This is a genomic window from Halanaerobiales bacterium (assembly GCA_035270125.1).
In the GTDB taxonomy this organism is placed as follows: domain Bacteria; phylum Bacillota; class Halanaerobiia; order Halanaerobiales; family DATFIM01; genus DATFIM01.
This window is the reverse complement of the sequence record DATFIM010000038.1, coordinates 1-17033: the sequence shown is the minus strand read 5'-3', so window position 1 is coordinate 17033 and position 17033 is coordinate 1. Positions and strand designations below refer to the sequence as shown.

19 protein-coding genes and 1 riboswitch are annotated in these 17033 nt (G+C 31.0%); all 19 genes read left to right on the top strand.

Annotated features, from left to right (window positions below; genetic code table 11):
- On the top strand, positions 1-1249 hold a 1249-nt coding region (locus tag VJ881_02045; protein ID HKL74822.1), incomplete at its 5' end, for a sodium:solute symporter family protein.
- Positions 1250-1339: 90 nt separating this feature from the next.
- A riboswitch (cobalamin riboswitch) is annotated at positions 1340-1528 on the top strand.
- A 137-nt stretch (positions 1529-1665) separates the two neighbouring features.
- Positions 1666-2157 carry an ECF transporter S component gene (locus VJ881_02040; protein HKL74821.1) on the top strand — a complete coding sequence of 164 codons (492 nt, stop codon included), beginning with the start codon at positions 1666-1668 and terminating at the stop codon, positions 2155-2157.
- Positions 2147-2884, top strand: a complete 738-nt coding sequence (locus VJ881_02035; GenBank protein HKL74820.1) for an AIR synthase related protein — start codon at positions 2147-2149, stop codon at positions 2882-2884. The genes VJ881_02040 and VJ881_02035 overlap by 11 nt, the downstream gene beginning before the upstream one ends.
- A 20-nt stretch (positions 2885-2904) precedes the next feature.
- Entirely contained in the window at positions 2905-3852 is a 948-nt protein-coding gene (locus VJ881_02030) for a cobalamin-binding protein (GenBank protein HKL74819.1), read from the top strand.
- 2 nt (positions 3853-3854) lie between these two features.
- Positions 3855-4427, top strand: a complete 573-nt coding sequence (cobU, locus tag VJ881_02025) for a bifunctional adenosylcobinamide kinase/adenosylcobinamide-phosphate guanylyltransferase (GenBank protein ID HKL74818.1) — start codon at positions 3855-3857, stop codon at positions 4425-4427.
- A gap of 5 nt (positions 4428-4432) precedes the next feature.
- Entirely contained in the window at positions 4433-5290 is an 858-nt protein-coding gene (locus tag VJ881_02020) for a cobyric acid synthase (protein HKL74817.1), read from the top strand.
- Positions 5291-5317: 27 nt separating this feature from the next.
- Positions 5318-6259: an adenosylcobinamide-phosphate synthase CbiB gene (cbiB, locus tag VJ881_02015; protein ID HKL74816.1), complete on the top strand. Its 942-nt coding sequence runs from the start codon at positions 5318-5320 to the stop codon at positions 6257-6259.
- 24 nt (positions 6260-6283) lie between these two features.
- On the top strand, positions 6284-7054 hold the full coding sequence (gene cobS, locus VJ881_02010; protein HKL74815.1) for an adenosylcobinamide-GDP ribazoletransferase: 771 nt from the start codon (positions 6284-6286) through the stop codon (positions 7052-7054).
- Positions 7055-7058: 4 nt separating this feature from the next.
- Positions 7059-7967, top strand: coding sequence for a GHMP kinase (locus VJ881_02005; protein HKL74814.1), 909 nt, complete (start codon positions 7059-7061; stop codon positions 7965-7967).
- A complete protein-coding gene (gene cobD / locus VJ881_02000; GenBank protein ID HKL74813.1) occupies positions 7951-9039 on the top strand; it encodes a threonine-phosphate decarboxylase CobD in 1089 nt (362 codons plus the stop codon). Before VJ881_02005 ends, cobD begins: the two co-directional genes overlap by 17 nt.
- 58 nt (positions 9040-9097) lie before the next feature.
- Entirely contained in the window at positions 9098-9613 is a 516-nt protein-coding gene (cobO, locus tag VJ881_01995) for a cob(I)yrinic acid a,c-diamide adenosyltransferase (protein HKL74812.1), read from the top strand.
- 267 nt (positions 9614-9880) lie between these two features.
- The gene (gene cobC / locus VJ881_01990; protein HKL74811.1) at positions 9881-10489 is read left to right on the top strand and encodes an alpha-ribazole phosphatase; all 609 of its coding nucleotides are present in this window, start codon (positions 9881-9883) and stop codon (positions 10487-10489) included.
- A 27-nt stretch (positions 10490-10516) separates the two neighbouring features.
- A complete protein-coding gene (locus VJ881_01985) occupies positions 10517-11044 on the top strand; it encodes a cob(I)yrinic acid a,c-diamide adenosyltransferase (GenBank protein ID HKL74810.1) in 528 nt (175 codons plus the stop codon).
- 29 nt (positions 11045-11073) lie between these two features.
- On the top strand, positions 11074-12813 hold the full coding sequence (locus VJ881_01980; protein HKL74809.1) for an ABC transporter ATP-binding protein: 1740 nt from the start codon (positions 11074-11076) through the stop codon (positions 12811-12813).
- 13 nt (positions 12814-12826) lie between these two features.
- Positions 12827-13501 (top strand): lysophospholipid acyltransferase family protein, encoded by a 675-nt coding sequence (locus VJ881_01975; protein ID HKL74808.1) that lies wholly within the window; start codon positions 12827-12829, stop codon positions 13499-13501.
- Positions 13501-14625, top strand: coding sequence for a tetraacyldisaccharide 4'-kinase (gene lpxK, locus VJ881_01970; protein ID HKL74807.1), 1125 nt, complete (start codon positions 13501-13503; stop codon positions 14623-14625). Before VJ881_01975 ends, lpxK begins: the two co-directional genes overlap by 1 nt.
- 28 nt (positions 14626-14653) lie before the next feature.
- A complete protein-coding gene (kdsB, locus tag VJ881_01965; GenBank protein HKL74806.1) occupies positions 14654-15406 on the top strand; it encodes a 3-deoxy-manno-octulosonate cytidylyltransferase in 753 nt (250 codons plus the stop codon).
- A gap of 21 nt (positions 15407-15427) precedes the next feature.
- Positions 15428-16264: a 3-deoxy-8-phosphooctulonate synthase gene (gene kdsA, locus VJ881_01960; GenBank protein HKL74805.1), complete on the top strand. Its 837-nt coding sequence runs from the start codon at positions 15428-15430 to the stop codon at positions 16262-16264.
- A gap of 2 nt (positions 16265-16266) precedes the next feature.
- On the top strand, positions 16267-17033 hold a 767-nt coding region (locus VJ881_01955; GenBank protein HKL74804.1), incomplete at its 3' end, for a KpsF/GutQ family sugar-phosphate isomerase.

Sequence of the window (17033 nt, the reverse complement as noted above, 5' to 3'; positions counted from 1 at the left end):
AGGTTTTGAGTTGATTTATCTTTCCGGTCTATCACTTGTTGCCTTTTTTGGTCCGCGTTTTTGGCTTGTAGGGAAAAAATTCAATTATGTTTCACCTTATGAAATGTTAGGAGATAGATATGATAATCAATGGATAGCAGTGATTGCTGCAGTTACTGCCTGTGTTTTTCTAATTCCTTATTTAGCAGTACAGCTAATGGGTGTAGGTTATTTAATGACAGGTTTATCAGGGGGAAGTATCCCCTTTATGGCCGGAGTTATAATTGCTGCTTTATTGGCGATAGCCTGGGCTTTAATTGCCGGTATGCGATCTGTAACCTGGACAGATTCTCTGCAGTCATTAATTATGATCGTAGTCAGTATTATAATTTTATTTTTTATTATTTATAAACATTTAGGTGGTTTTGTAAGCTTTTTTGGAAGTATAAAAACTGAATATCCAGATTTTTTAACAGTTCCTGGACCAGGTTTTTTTAATTTTAAAGCTTTTCTTGGATTGACTTTACCCTGGTTTTTCTTTTCTATTTCCAATCCTCAGGTAAGTCAACGTCTTTTTATTCCCCGTTCTTTAAAAGCAATGAAAACAATGATTAAAGGATTTTTGGCTTTTGGATTTATTTACACTGTAGTTTCTGTTTTATGGGGATTTTCCACAAAGTTACTTATCCCTGGTCTGGAACAGGCAGATATGGCTACTCCTGCTTTACTTGGTTCTGAATATGTACCTCTAGTTTTAGGTCTTGTAGCAATGATTGGTATAACAGCAGCTGCAATCTCAACTATAGATTCTATTATGTTAACTCTATCATCTCTTGTAGTAAGAGATTTGTTTGCTAATCTGGGAGATGAAGAAAATATAAAACAGTTAAGAATTGGTAAAATAGTTATAATTATAATTGCATTTATTGGCCTTTTATTTGCCAGTCAGAAACTTGATTTAATTGCAACTTTATCTGTATCATCATCTGTAGGGTTATTAGTAGTTGTCCCTTCAATTTTTGGAGCTTTTTTCTGGAAAAAAGCTACAGCCGCCGGGGCATTGTCCAGTATTATTTTAGGTTCGGTCACTGCTATTTACCTACAATTCAGTGGATTAAAGCCTTTAGGACACTGGCCAGGAGTCTGGACTTTAATAGTAACTGTATTGGTATTTTTAGTTGTTAGTATGTTTACAGAAGCTCCAGAAGAAAAGGCAGAAGAATTTGTAGGATATTTAGATAAAAAACTTAATGAAAAAAATATTTTATAAAAAATTTGATTTTTTAATAGTAATCGTTTATTATGGTATAGAAAGATATTATTATACTTTAAGATAATTTTAAAATTTGATTCGAAAATTAAATATTAAGTACAAAAAGGTGCCTCGGACCACGGTCCGGGGAGAATAGGGAATCAGGTGAAAAACCTGAACGGGCCCGCCACTGTAACCAGTAAGTCCTTCTTATAATACCACTCGTTTTTACGGGGAAGGTAAAGAAGAATGTTAAAACTGGAAGTCAGGAGACCTGCCTTTTTGGAATTTACCTGCATGCTTCGGTCACAAGGATGTCAGGTGAGAGAAGTAACTTTTTTCCAATTATGGAATATCTCCCTGGCTCTGCTGATTTTTATGCAGGCCAGGTTTTTTTTATTTTCTAAAAAATTTAGTAGCAAAAGGAGGGGCAAATGAAAAAAAATAATATTAAATTACTGACAAGGTTATCTTTACTTATTGCTTTAAGTGCAATTGCAGCTTATTTTCCACTTCCCAGTCCTACAGGCACTGTTGCCTTAGATTCAGCTCCAGGCTATTTTGCAGTACTGGTTTTTGGAGGATTTGAAGGAGCTATAGTTTTATTAATTGGTCATCTTTTTTCAGCTTTAAAATCAGGTTTTCCTTTAGGTGCTATTCACATCTTAATAGCTTTTTTAATGGGGGCTTGTGGAATTGCTTTTTATTGGCTGAAAACAAAATTAAATATAATAATTGCAGCGATAATTACTGTTTTAATTAATGGGATTATTCTACCATTATTTCTTATTCCTCTATTAGGAACTGGATTTTTTGCTGCTATGCTCTTACCACTTATATTTGGTTCATTAGTAAATATCTTTGTAGCAGTTATTTTGTTTAAATTATTGAAATCTAGATTGGATGGGATAGGTAATGGAAACTAAACGTGATATTTCAATTGTAAGTATTGGAGGTGGTCGATCTTTAGTAATTGCCTGTGATGTCAGTGGTGGGATTGGTCCTAAAAATGGAGATAAAGTCAAAGTAGATGGAAAAAAAGTTGGTCTGTATACCACTCGTGTTGCTTTAATGGAGGTTCTGGCAGTAGGAGCTAAACCAATTAGTGTTATAGATACTTTGAGTGTAGAGTATAATCCCACTGGTAAAGATATTATTAAAGGTATTGAAGAAGCTCTAAAAGAAAGCCAGCTTGATAAAAGTATTTTAAATGGAAGTACTGAAGATAATATTAATACTCAGCAAACTGGAGTGGGAATAACTGTTGTAGGCATTATAGAAAATGAACATCTAAAAATTAGTAATACAGATAGAGGAGATGTTTTGACAGCTATTGGCTTGCCATTAGTCGGGGAGGAAGTACTTGACCGTCCTGATATGAGAGCAGATATTTTTGACTTAAAAAAATTAAGTAAAAAAAACTATATTAAAGAAATGATTGTTGTAGGTTCTAAAGGTATTAAATATGAAGCTGAATTAATGGCAGAAATGTCAGATTTAGAGCTGAATTATGATCAGGGCTTAAAACTGGATTTAGAGAAATCAGCTGGCCCGGCAACTGTCATTTTAGTCTCTTTAGCAAAAGAGAATTTATTAAATTTAAGAAAAGATTTTTCTTATAAACCGGTTCATCAAATTGCTAAATTTATTTAAAACAAAATGGAGGTAATAAAATGAAAAATATAATGAAAAATAAAATTTCGATTATTGCAATACTGTTAATAGGAGTTATGGTAGTTTTTTCCAGTCAGGCACTTAAGGCAGCAGATTTTCCAGTAACAATCGAAGATGACCTAGGAGAAAAAGTTGAATTAACTGAAAAACCAGAAAAAATAATATCTATGGCCCCAAGTATGACTGAAATGCTTTATTCTTTAGGTTTAGGAGATAGAGTTATAGGAGTAACAAATTATGCTGATTATCCGAAAGAAGCTACTCAAAACCAAAAAATTGGTTCTGTTACTGACCCAAATGTAGAAAAAATTGTTTCCTTAAAACCAGATTTAGTTTTAGCTGCTGCAATTAATAAAATGGAATATGTAGAAAAGTTAAAAAGTCTGGGAATAAAAGTAGCTGGCTTTAATCCGACTAATATTGAAGAAACACTTAGTACAATGAATAAAGTTGGTGAAATTAGTGGAGAAAAGTATTTGGCCAAAGAATTAACCAAAAAGATGAGAGGTCAATTAACAGAAATAGAAGAATTAGTTGCAGAAAAATTAAAAGAAAATGAACGTCCTGATGTTTTTTATGAAATTTGGCATGATCCTTTAACTACAGCTGGAGAAGGAACATTTATTGATGATTTAATTCATACTGCTGGAGGGAGAAACTTAGGTGCTTTGGCTGAAGGAAGCTGGCCTCAATTTGATATGGAAACAATGTTAGTTGAAAATCCTGAAGTTTATATTTCCAGTCATCACAGTAGTGCTCATACTTTTACAAAAGAAGGTTTAAAAGAAAGACCTAATTACAGTGCACTTAATGCTGTAAAAAATGATAGAATTTATTTTATAGAACAAAATCTTGTAACCAGACCTTCACCTCGTATTATTTTAGGATTAAAAGATTTGGTAAAATCTATTTGGCCTGACTTAAAAGATGAAGTTGAAGGAATTTAATTATGTTAACTTTAGTTTTAGGTGGTGCCAGAAGTGGTAAAAGCAGTTTTGCTGAAAAATTAGCACAAAAAATTGGTGGAGATGAAGTGATATATCTTGCTACTGCTGAAGCTAATGATGAAGAAATGAAAAAAAGAATTGAGCATCACCAAAATAAAAGGAACAAGGAATGGAAAACTATAGAGGAACCTCTCGCATTAGGAGAGGTTCTTAGTTCCATTTCTGCTGGAGAAGTAGTCTTAATTGATTGTATAACAATTTTTCTAACAAATCTTTTGTTTTTGAATTCAAATAAAGATGAAAAAATTAATTATGATGAAAAAGAAGATATAATTATGAATAAAATTAAAAAATTAGTAAAAGCGGCTAATAATAAAAAAGTTATTCTAGTTTCTAATGAAATAGGAATGGGAGTAGTTCCTTCTTCTAAATTAGGTAGGGAGTTTCGAGATATAGCTGGTAGAGCAAATCAATATTTAGCTAAAAAGGCAGATGAGGTATATATTACTATTGCCGGTCTTCCAGTTGAATTAAAAGAATTAAGTAGTAAAATTAATGATAAAAATAAGGAGTAATAAAGATGGATATGATTATGGTTCAGGGATGTAGATCTAATTCAGGTAAGAGTACAGTAGTTACAGGTTTGTGTAAAATCTATGCTGAAAAAGCGTTAAGAGTTTCTCCTTTTAAAGGCTGGAATATGGGAAGTAATTCTTATCAAACTGACAGAGGAGGAGAGATTGGAATTGCTCAGGCAGTTCAGGCCAGAGCTGCGGGAACTATACCCGATGTTAAAATGCAGCCTCTTTTAGTAAAACCAGCTGAAGATAATAAAACAGAACTTTTAGTAAAAGGAGAACCTTATCTTAAAGAAGATAATATCAAAAAAGATAGTTATTTAGAGTTGGGAATGAAAACCATAGAAGATTCTTTAAATATTTTAAAAAGAGAATATGACCTTTTGGTTCTTGAAGGTTCAGGCAGTCCTGTAGAAATAAATGTAAAAGATAGAGATCTGGCAAATATGAAAACTGCTCTTTTAAATAATACTCCTGTTATCTTAGTGGCAGATATTGAAAGGGGAGGAGTTTTTGCATCTATAATTGGAACTATGGAGCTTTTAGAACCTGAAGAAAAAGAACTTGTAAAAGGTTTTATAATCAACAAATTTCATGGTGATAAATCAATTTTAAAATCAGGAATAGATTATATAGAAGAAAGAACCGGGAAACCTGTTTTAGGAGTTTTACCTTATATAGATGATATAAATTTACCGGAAGAAGATACAATCTCTCTAACAGAGTCTGAAACTGAAAAATTAGATTTTTCTCAAAGCAATTATGAAAATGGAGATTTAGAAAGTGATCTTCGAAAATTAGCAGAGATTTTTAAAAACAATGTAGATATAGAAAAGATAGATGATATAATTTTTTCTTAAGTTTAATGAACTGAAAGAAGGTGAATGATGTTTTATATTTTAGCTGGAGGAATAATTTTAGATTTAGTTATAGGTGATCCGGATTTTATACCACATCCAGTAGTCATTATAGGTAAAATGATTTCTTTTTTGGAGGAAAGATTAAATAATAATTCTAAGACTAAAATGAATGAAATTTTAAGAGGAAGTATTTTAACAACAATTATAGTTTTGGTGAGTTATTTTTCCACTTTTTTTATTTTAAAGATGGTCTATGATCTAAATCAATTTTTGGGGATTATAATTACTGTTTATTTATTTTCCACAACTATAGCCATCAAAGGACTTGCTGAAGCAGGAAATGGTATTTATCAGGCTTTAATATCCGGTGATTTAGAGCTAGCACGTCAGAAAACAGCAATGATAGTTGGTCGTGATACTGAGAATATTTCAAAATCAGATATCATTCGGGCCACAGTGGAAACAATTGCTGAAAATACTTCAGATGGAATTATTGCTCCTTTATTTTTCTTTTTTCTGGGAGGAGTACCTATGGCAATGACCTATAAGGCGGTTAATACTATGGATTCTATGTTAGGTCATAAAAATAATAAATATCTTTATTTTGGTAGACCTTCAGCAAAATTAGATGACTTAGTTAATTATATACCAGCCAGAATTACAGCTTATATTTTTTGGTTTTTAGCTTTATTACCAAACTATGACAGTAAAAAAGCCTGGAAGATTATAAAAAGAGATGCCCAAAAACATCCCAGTCCTAATGCCGGTTATCCAGAAGCGGCAGCAGCTGGAGCTTTATCTATTAGATTAGGGGGCATAAACTATTATCAGGGCCAGAAGGAATTTAGGGCTTATTTAGGTGATGATTTACCTCCTGAAGATATAAAGGAAATTAAGAAAATGATTAAATTAATGTATTACAGCACTGCTTTTTTCATAATCATTATGATCATTTTAAATATGATATAATTTATATAAAGTGAGGAGATAGAAATGAATTTTATAAAAAGATTTTCTTTTGCCCTAACTTTTTTGACTCGGCTACCTTTTCCTATCAAAACAGAATATAATGAAGATCTTCCTTCAAGTTCAATGGGTCTTTACCCCTTAATTGGTCTAATAATAGGAGTCATCCTTTTATTATTTTCAGAATTGAGTAGTATTTTTTTGCCAATAAAAATAACAAATATTTTATTACTTATTTTATTAGTTTATCTAACAGGTGGTCTCCATCTTGATGGTTTTATAGATTCCATTGATGGTTTATTTAGCTCCCGTAAAAAAGATAAAATTTTAGAAATAATGCATGATAGTCTAATAGGTTCATTTGGAGCAATAGCAGTTATTTTATTATTCTTATTGAAATTCAATTTATTTTTAGAGTTTAGTGGTGGATTTAGAAAGCCTGCCCTACTTTTGATGACAGTTTTTTCGCGCTGGATGATAGTTTTTGCCGCCTGGAAGTATCCGCTGGCTGTTTCCAGTAGTCTGGGTAAAGGTTTTAATTACAAGCTTTCCTGGAAACAATTATTAGAAGGAAGTATTTATTTAATTATTTTGATCTTATCCTTGCATTATTTGTTTTCCTTTCCTTATTATTTTTCTCTGCTTATATTTTTCATAAGCTTATTAACAACCTATCTTTTTGCAAAATATGTAATAAATAAAATTGGGGGATTAACTGGTGATATTTATGGGGCTATAAATGAAATAATAGAAGTTGTAGTTTTATTATCTGCTTTATTATTAAAAGGAGTATTCTAAATAAATGCCAAAAACAAAGGAAATCCAAAACAAAAAGGTGAAAATTGCCGTACCAGGTAGTTGTGGTGAGCTTTTTCAGGGTAAAATTGGAGATGATAATTTATTAATTAGCTGTCCTATTGATAGATATAGTAGAGTTACTGCTTATCTTAAAAAAAAATTTACTGGAATTAAATCAAATAAAAACCTTCCTAAATCACTTTTAGCAGTGAAAAAATTTTTAGAACAAATTAATCAAAATGAAATTGGTTTGGAACTTAATTTTCAAAGTGAGCTATTAAGGTCTAAAGGAATGGGAAGCAGTACTGCTGACATTACAGCTGCTCTTACTTCAGTAATGCTTCTTTTAGAAAATAAAATAAACTGGAAATTATTAAAAGATATATTAATTTCTATTGAGCCAACTGATAGTACTCCCTGGCCTGGTGTAGCTCTTTTTGATTATAGAAAAGGGAAAATTCTTCAACCTTATGGTTTCCCACCATCATTAGATATTCTTATTTTTTCAGAAAAAGGTAAAATTAATACTGTTGAATTTAATAAAAATTTAGATTCTGAAAAAATTAATAATACTCAGGTAAGTAAGTTAAAACAAAGTTTGAAATTAATAAAAGATGGTGTTATTGCTAAAGATCCAAAAAAATTGGGTAAGGCAGCAATTATTAGTGCTAAACTTCATCAAAATATATACTATCGTCCCTATCTAAAGAACCTTATTTCTTTTTCAGAAAAATTCTCTGGTGTTTATGGTATAAATATAGCACATAGTGGAACAGTTTTTGGAATTTTAGTTAATGAAAAAAAGGAATATTCGGAGTTAATAACAAAAGTAGAAAATAATTTTAAAGAAATAAATTTTCTGTATAGAACAAAAGTTGTGGGAGGAGGTATTAGAATTGAAGAAAAAAGATGATTTTGAACATGGGGGAAATATAACAGAAATTCAAGATAAATTTTCTTTTTCAAAAGATGAAATAATTGATTTTAGTGCAAATATAAATTTTTTAGGTATGCCAGAGGTAGTAAAAAAAACTCTGAAAAAAGAAATAGAAAACTTAATTCATTACCCCCAACCACAGGCAGAGAATTTTAAAAAAGAATTATCAGGAAAATTAAATTTAGCAAAAGAAAAAATAATTGCAGGTAATGGTGCTGCAGAGCTCATATATTTATTAGTGGATTATTTGAAAATAAATAAGATATTACTTCCGGTTCCTTCTTTTTCTGAATATGAAAAAGCAGCTTTAAAAATAGAAGCTGAGCTGGAATTTTTTTATTTAAACAAAGAAGATAATTTTTCTTTAAATGTTAGTGAATTAAAAAAATACTTAAAAAGAAATGACTTAATAATTTTAAATAATCCTCATAATCCTACTGGCAAATTATATAAAAAAAATAAATTGAGAAAAATTACAAAGCTGGCTCAAAAAGAAAATACTTATGTTATAGTTGATGAAGCTTTTATAGATTTTTTAGAAGATGAAAATGAATATAGTTTAATTAAGGAAGTAGAAAATTTTAATAATCTTTTTATTTTAAGGTCTTTAACTAAATTTTTTGCTATTCCAGGCTTGAGATTGGGATATGGAATAGGTTCTTCAAAATTAATAACTGAATTAGAAAAAAGACGAGATCCCTGGACAGTTAATTCTTTAGCTCAAGTAGCAGGGATTGAAGCTATTAATGATAAAGATTATATTAAAAAAAGCAAAGTTGAAAATAGAACAGAAAGAAATTTTTTATTTAAGAGTTTGAAAGATATTTCTGATTTAAAAGTATATGAACCTTCAGTTAACTTTATCTTAATAAAAATAAAAAAAGAGCTAACAGCTGAAAAGTTGAGAAACAAAATGGCCAGGCAGGGAATTATCATTAGAGATTGCAGTAATTTTCGAGGGCTTGACAATAGCTATTTTCGAGTTGCAGTAAAAAGTAGAGAAGAAAACATCAGATTACTACAGGTTCTAAAAAAATCACTAAAATAATTTTGATTATCAAAAAATTTCAGTTATAATATAATTGAGAAAAAGGGGGCTGGTAGAGATGGAAAAAGGTATGTTACAGGTTTATACTGGAGATGGCAAAGGAAAAACCACTGCCGCGATAGGGTTGGCTGTGAGAGCTGCTGGAGCAGGTCTTAAAGTGTTTATAGGTCAGTTTGTAAAAAGTATGGAGTACAATGAAATTAAGATATTGAAAAACATTGATAATATAGATGTAGAACAATATGGATTAAACTGTTTTATTGAAAAAGAGCCTGAGCAAAAGGATATAAAAGCTGCTCAGGAAGGTCTGAAGGAAATCAGAGAAATTTTAACTTCAGATAAATATGACGTAGTTATACTTGATGAAGCTAATATTGCAGTTTATTTTGATTTATTTAGTGTTGATGAGTTAATTAATGTAATCGATAGTAGAAATGAAGGTATAGAAGTTATTGTAACCGGAAGAAAGGCCAAGGAAAAATTGATGAATAAAGCTGATTTAGTTACTAATATGCAGGAAATCAAGCATTACTATGAAAAAGGTGTGCAGGCTCGCGATGGCATCGAAAGATAAAGGTAAATGAATAAGAACTTCGCTAATAATCTCTCAATATTAAGCAACAATTATTTCAGAGATATTAAAAGCTCAGTTTCTTATTCATTTACCTTGGGCGTTTCAGGTAAAAATTAAAAGTATGGTGATGGAACTTTAGACTCTCTGAGGGAAGATTTGCTAAAATTTGAGAGGGTGGGTGACATCACCATACTTTTAATTTAGTCAGTTCTTTGATATACTTAATTAGGTATAGGTTAAGATAAATTATGCAGGAGGTAAAGATTAATGGAAACTGATTTATTTTTTATTAGACATGGTGAAACTGAATGGAATAAGAAATTAATTTATCAGGGACAGACTGATATAGATTTAAATGATACTGGTTATAAACAGGCCAGACTTTTAAAAGAAAGATTGACTGATAAGGATATAGATAGAATTTATACAAGTGATCTTAAGAGAGCTTATAATACTGCATCAATTGTGGCTGAGCCCCATAATAAAAAACTTATAAAAGAAGAAAATTTAAGAGAAATTTCTTTTGGAGATTGGGAAGGAATGAATTTTACAGAAATTCAGGAAGAGGATCCAGAAACATATAATGAATGGAGAAAAGACCCAATTTCTATTAGTCCTCCAAATGGTGAGAATTTTTCAGATTTTCAAAAAAGAGTTATTTCAATTGTAAATAAAATTAAGGATCTACACACTGGAGAAAGAGTAGCAATAATTGCTCATGGAGGAACAATTAGAGTTTATCTTGCCCATATTCTCGGGATGGATCTTAAAGGTAATCGAATGTTATCAGTTCATAATACTTCTGTTAGTCATTTGAAAATGTATGATAATAGACCGGTACTTAAATTATTGAATAGTACCTGTCACTTAGATTAACTAATTATCTAAATTGGAGGAATAAAAATGAAGAATGGTCAAATTCATATATATACAGGAGATGGAAAAGGCAAAACTACTGCAGCTATGGGTCTTGCTTTTCGTGCGTCTGCCTATGATAAAAAAATATATATTTTACAGTTTCTTAAAGGAAGAAAAACAGGCGAAAGATTAAGTGCAGAAAAGTTTGATAATATAACTTTTGAAAGAGCAAATAAAAGCAAAAAATTCTTTATTCAGATGAATGAAGAAGAAAAGAAAGAACAAAAAGAAGAAATAAAGGAAATCTGGAATAAAATTAATGATCTTTTGGAAAATAGTGATTATGAGATAATTATATTTGATGAAATTATGGGAGCAATTAGTAATGGTATGGTAGAGATTGAAGATGTTAAAGAACTTCTTGAAAATAAAGGAAAAGACAAAGAACTTCTTTTAACAGGTAGGAATGCTCCCCAGGATTTAATTGATATGGCTGATTATGTAACAGAAATGAAAATGATAAAACATCCATTTACTAAAAACATACCTGCTAGAGAAGGAATAGAATATTAAGATGATTACAGAAACAGGAGTTGATCTATTTGGCATTAGCTAAAAGAGTCATGCGATATTTATTTCCATACAAAAAAAGACTTGCAGCCGGGATTTTTTCCATGTTAGTTCATTCATTTTTGACAGTATATTTTGTAAGAGTTTTTCAGAACTTAATTGAAACTGTTATTTCAAATATGGCTGGAGGAAGAGAAGGTATTATTAGACTTTCCTGGATTGCAGCTATGATGATAGGAGTATATTTACTTAAAGGGGTTGTATATTTTGGTCAAAAATACCTTATTTCTTATGTATCATATAAGGCAGTAAGGGATATTAGAAATGAACTTTATGCAAAACTACAGAGTTTATCACTAAGCTTTTACAGCACACATAAAACAGGAGAAATAATCTCTAGAGTTACAAATGATGTAAATAAATTACAGAGTGCTATAGTTGATAGTAGTATTAGTTTGGTATATAAAAGTCTCACTTTTTTAGGTGGTATAGGGTATCTTTTTTATCTTAATGCCCAATTAACATTATTTTTAGTAATAATGTTACCGGCTATGACCTATATATTAAAAATATTTAATACAAAAATCAGAAAAGTTAGTAGAGATGTACAGATGAAAATTGCCAATGTATCTGATGTATTACAGGAAACGCTTTCGGCAATAAGAGTTGTAAAATCATTTGGTAGAGAAGAATATGAATACGAAAGATTTAGTGAACAAAATGAAGCTAACTTCAGAGCTAAAAAGAAAAATGCACAGTATGGGGCAATTCTTACTCCCAGTATAGAATTTATGGCTTCAATTGCTTTTACAGCTATACTCTGGTATGGTGGTTATCAAGTTTTACAGGGAAATATGAAACCATCTGAATTAATAGCATTTTTTACAATGTTGCTGACTATAAGTTCACCCTTAAAATCACTTACAAATATTACAGCAACGGTGCAGAAAGCATTAGCTTCTGCTGAAAGGATTTTTGAGATTATTGATATAGATAAACATATTGATGATGAATCTGAAGATATTATAAAATTAAATGAAGTAAATGGTAAAATAGTATATGATAGTGTTAATTTTTCTTATAATCATGATGAAAAAGTATTAAAAGATATTAATCTTAAGGCTAACCCAGGAGAAATTGTGGCTCTGGTTGGTCCCAGTGGAGCCGGTAAGACGACAATGGTTGATCTTATTCCCCGATTTTATGATCCAGATAGAGGTAAATTAACTCTTGATGGTCATGACCTTAAAGAAATTGATGTTGATAATCTACGTGATTTTATAGGGATAGTTCCACAGGAAACTATTTTATTTAGTGGAACTTTAGCTGATAATATAGCTTATGGAGATTTAGAGGCTGATATGGATGCAATAAAAGAAGCTGCTAAAGCAGCTAATGCACATAACTTTATAGTTGAATTTCAGGATGGCTACCAGACTACTGTCGGTGAAAGAGGAGTAGGTTTATCAGGTGGTCAAAAGCAGAGAATAGCAATTGCCAGAGCTATTTTGAAGAATCCCAGAATTTTAATTTTGGATGAAGCTACTTCAGCCCTTGATGCAGAATCAGAATCTCTTGTCCAGGAAGCTTTAGAAAAATTAATGAAAAATAGAACAACTTTTGTCATAGCTCATCGATTAAGTACAATCAAAAATGCTGATAAAATAATTGTTCTGGAAAATGGAGTAATAAAAGATAAGGGTGACCATGAAAGTCTTATTGATAAAGGTGGCCTTTATTCTGAACTATATAATGGACATTTTAATTATTAAATGAGGTGTAATTTTGAGTTCTTTTAATGATGCTTTTACTAAATTTAAAAATTGGTTTATCCCTAAATTTATTTATGGACTGATAGTGTTAACAAATAAAACTATTAACTTAAGAGTTATAGGTGAAAAAAACACTAATAATATTGATGAAAATGAACCTCTTTTATATGCTTTCTGGCATGGTTATATGTGGATACCGGTTTATTATTATCGGAATCGACAATATTTTGCTTTATCCAGTTTAAGTCAGGATGGAGAATATATGACTAGAATTTTACGATATTTTGGCTGGCAGGTAATACGAGGTTCAAGTACAAGAGGTGGCAGTAAATCAGTCTTAAAACTCTATAAAAAATTACTGAAAGGGAATACGACAGTTCTTACTCCTGATGGTCCAACAGGACCAATTTATAAGGTAAAACCTGGAATAATTTATCTTCAGGAAAAGTCAGAAGGTACAATTATTCCTTTAGGTATTGCAATTGATAAAAAAATAGAAGTAAATAGTTGGGATAAATTCAATATTCCTCTTCCTTTTACTAAAACAGTATTAAAAATTGGTGAACCAGTTAATTTTAAAAAGGAAAAATCAATAGAAAAAAGATGTCAGCTGTTAGAAGAAAGAATTAATTCAGTTCAACAGTCTGCAGAAGAAGAACTGGCTGCCTGGAAAGGAAAGGTCAAATAATGAGAAAACAGCTGGAAAATTACTTATTAAAAGTAATTAAAGGTGAAAAAAATAGATTATTAGATAAAATAGTAAAATTTATTTTAAGAATTTTGGAGTTAGTTTATCATGTTATTATAAAATTTAGAAAAATTTTCTATAAAACAGGAATATTCAAATCTAAAAAACTTGATATTAAAACTATCAGTGTTGGGAATATAACTACAGGTGGTACAGGCAAAACACCGGTAGTGGAAAAATTAGCATCAGAACTTTCTGCAAAAGATAAAAATGTAGGGATTTTAAGTCGGGGATATTCTTCTAAAGGTGATTCTCCTCTTATAATTTCAGATGGTAAGGAAATTTTAACTGAGATGGAAAAAGCCGGAGATGAATTATATATGATGGCTTCTCATTTATCAGGAGTACCAATTGTTAAGGGAAAAGATCGATATAAAGCCGGTGAATTAGCAATTTCTGAATTTGATCTGGATATGTTAATAATGGATGATAGTTTCCAACACTTACAATTAGAAAGAGATTTAGATATAGTAGTTGTTGATGCTTTAAACCCCTTTGGTTATGATCATTTATTGCCAAGAGGAGAGCTGAGAGAACCTCTTTCTTCTCTTAAAAGATCTGATATCATTATTCTTAGTAGGGCTGATCAGGTAGTTAAGAGCAAGCTGAATATGATCAAAAATACTATACAATATCACAACTCAGAAGTTGATATTTTTACTTCAAACCACTGTCCGATTAATCTTAAGAGTTTATCTACAAATAATGAAAAAAATATTGAAAATCTTAAAGGATTAAAAGAAAAAAAAGCACTTGCTTTAAGTGGAATAGGAAACCCAGAATCATTTGTGAAAAGTTTAGAAGAGTTAAATATTGATGTTGCTGAAACTGCTATTTATCCTGATCATTATGATTATGGTGAAGAGGATGTAATGGATATAGTAATGAAGGCCCAATTAAATGAAGTAGATTTTATAATAACTACAGAAAAAGATGCAGTAAAATTTGATGAAAATATTCTTAAAAATTTTAGAAAAATGGATGCAGACCTTTATAGTCTTGGAATTGAGCTTAAATTTAATAAAGAAATTGATTTTTCAGATCAGGTTTTAAAATTTTTATAATATGAAATAAAAAGTGGGGTGAACAATTTTGAAAATTACTGCTATTATTCCTGCCCGTTATGAATCAAGTAGGTTTCCAGGAAAACCACTTGTTGAGATTAATAATCAACCAATGATTGAACATGTATATAAAAGAGTTGAAAAAGCTGATCTTATAGACCAGGTTATAGTTGCTACTGATGACCGGAGAATTGCAGAAGCAGTTAAAAATTTTGGTGGCAAGGTAGAAATGACTTCCACTAATCATAAATCTGGAACTGATAGGATAGCTGAAGTCGCTAAGGATTTAGATTCAGATATTATTGTTAATGTTCAGGGAGATGAACCACTTATTAAACCTGTAATGATTGATCAAGTGGTAAAACCTTTTACTAATAATAAAGATTTGTTAATGACAACCTTAAGAAAGAAAATTGATGATTTAAATGAAATTAATAATCCTAATGTAGTTAAAGTAGTTACTGATGATAATAATTTTGCTTTATATTTTTCAAGAGCTACGATTCCCTATCAAAGAAAAGATCATAGTGGTCATGTTGATTATTATAAACATATTGGTGTTTATGCTTTTAGAAAGGATTTTCTTTTAGAATATAGTAAAATGACTGAAAGTGAATTAGAAAAAATAGAATCCTTAGAACAGCTCAGAGTATTAGAAAATGGTTATAAAATTAGGGTTGTAGAAACAGTATTTGATACAGTTGGGGTAGATACACCTGAAGATTTGAATTATGTAAAAGAATTAATTCAGAGTGAAGATATTGATTATAGATGGGAATGAAAATTATTAAGAGGTGATAAAGTGGTAAAAGAATTTAAATTAAATGATGAAATAACTTTTGGAGATAAAGAAACTCCGTTTGTACTACTTTCCGGTCCCTGTGCCTTAGAAGGAAGAGATAGAGTTTTAAGAATTGCAGAAGGAATTAAAAAAATAACTGATAAATTAGGTATTCCCTATGTATTTAAAGCATCTTATGATAAAGCCAATCGATCTTCAATAGAGTCCTATCGTGGCCCAGGACTTGAAGATGGTTTAGAATTATTAAGTGAGGTAAAAGAACGCTTTGATCTACCACTTTTATCTGATGTGCATACAGTAGAACAGGCTGAGATAGCCGGTGAAGTTCTTGATATAGTCCAGGTACCTGCTTTTTTATCAAGACAGACTGATCTGGTAGTAGCTGCAGGGGAGACTGATAAAATAGTTAATGTGAAAAAAGGCCAATTTTTAGCTCCCTGGGATATTGATCAGGTAGTGAAAAAAATAGAGAGCACTGGAAATGAGAGAATTATTTTAACTGAAAGAGGAGCAAGTTTTGGTTATAATAATTTGGTAGTAGATATGAGGTCAATACCTAGAATGAAAGAAACAGGTTATCCAGTTGTCTTTGATGCAACTCACAGTGTTCAATTACCTGGCGGACAGGGCAATAAATCAGGTGGAGAAAGAGAATATGTACCTCATCTTACTAGAGCAGCCTGTGGTGCTGGTATAGATGCTCTGTTTATGGAAGTTCATGATAATCCTGAAGTCGCTAAAAGTGATTCATCTACTATGATTCCTTTAGATAAATTAGAAGATATTTTAAAACAGGCCTTAGCTATTGATGAAGTAGTTAAGGGGAGGAGTGAATAATCTTGAATAAAGACTTCGAACTAACAGATGAGTTATTAAAAGATAGTTTAGAAGATGCAGAAGAAGTTCTTAAAATAGAGGCTGAAGCTGTTTTAGGTCTAAAAAAATCTATAGATGAAAAGTTTAAAAAAGCAGTTAAATTAATATTGGGCAGTGAAGGAAGAATTGTCTTTACAGGTATGGGAAAATCCGGTCTTATAGCCCAAAAATTGGCTGCTACTTTTTCCAGTACTGGCACACCTGCCTTTTTTGTCCATGCTGGAGAGGCAATGCATGGTGATATCGGAATGGTAACTTTCGATGATGTAGTAATTGCTATCTCCCATAGTGGAGAAACTGAAGAAGTTGTCGGACTTTTACCTGCAATAAGAAGAATTGGTTCTAAAATGATTTCACTAACAGGTGATAAAAATTCTACTTTAGCTGAATATAGTGATGTCTGTCTTAATACTGATATTGAAGAAGAGGCCTGTCCCCATGGATTGGCCCCAACTGCCAGTACTACAGCTACTCTGGCCCTGGGGGATGCACTGGCAATTGCTTTATCCAATCTTAAAGGTTTTACACCTGAAGATTTTGCTTTATTTCATCCAGGTGGAAGTCTGGGAAGAAAGTTATTGACTAAAGTTAAAGATGTATTAGAGATAAGAAATGAAAATCCAGTTGTTAAAGTTAATACACCGGTTAAAGAAGCTTTATTTACAATGACTGAAAGTAAGATGGGTTCAACCTCAGTTGTTGATGAAAAAGGTAAGCTGGTGGGGATTAT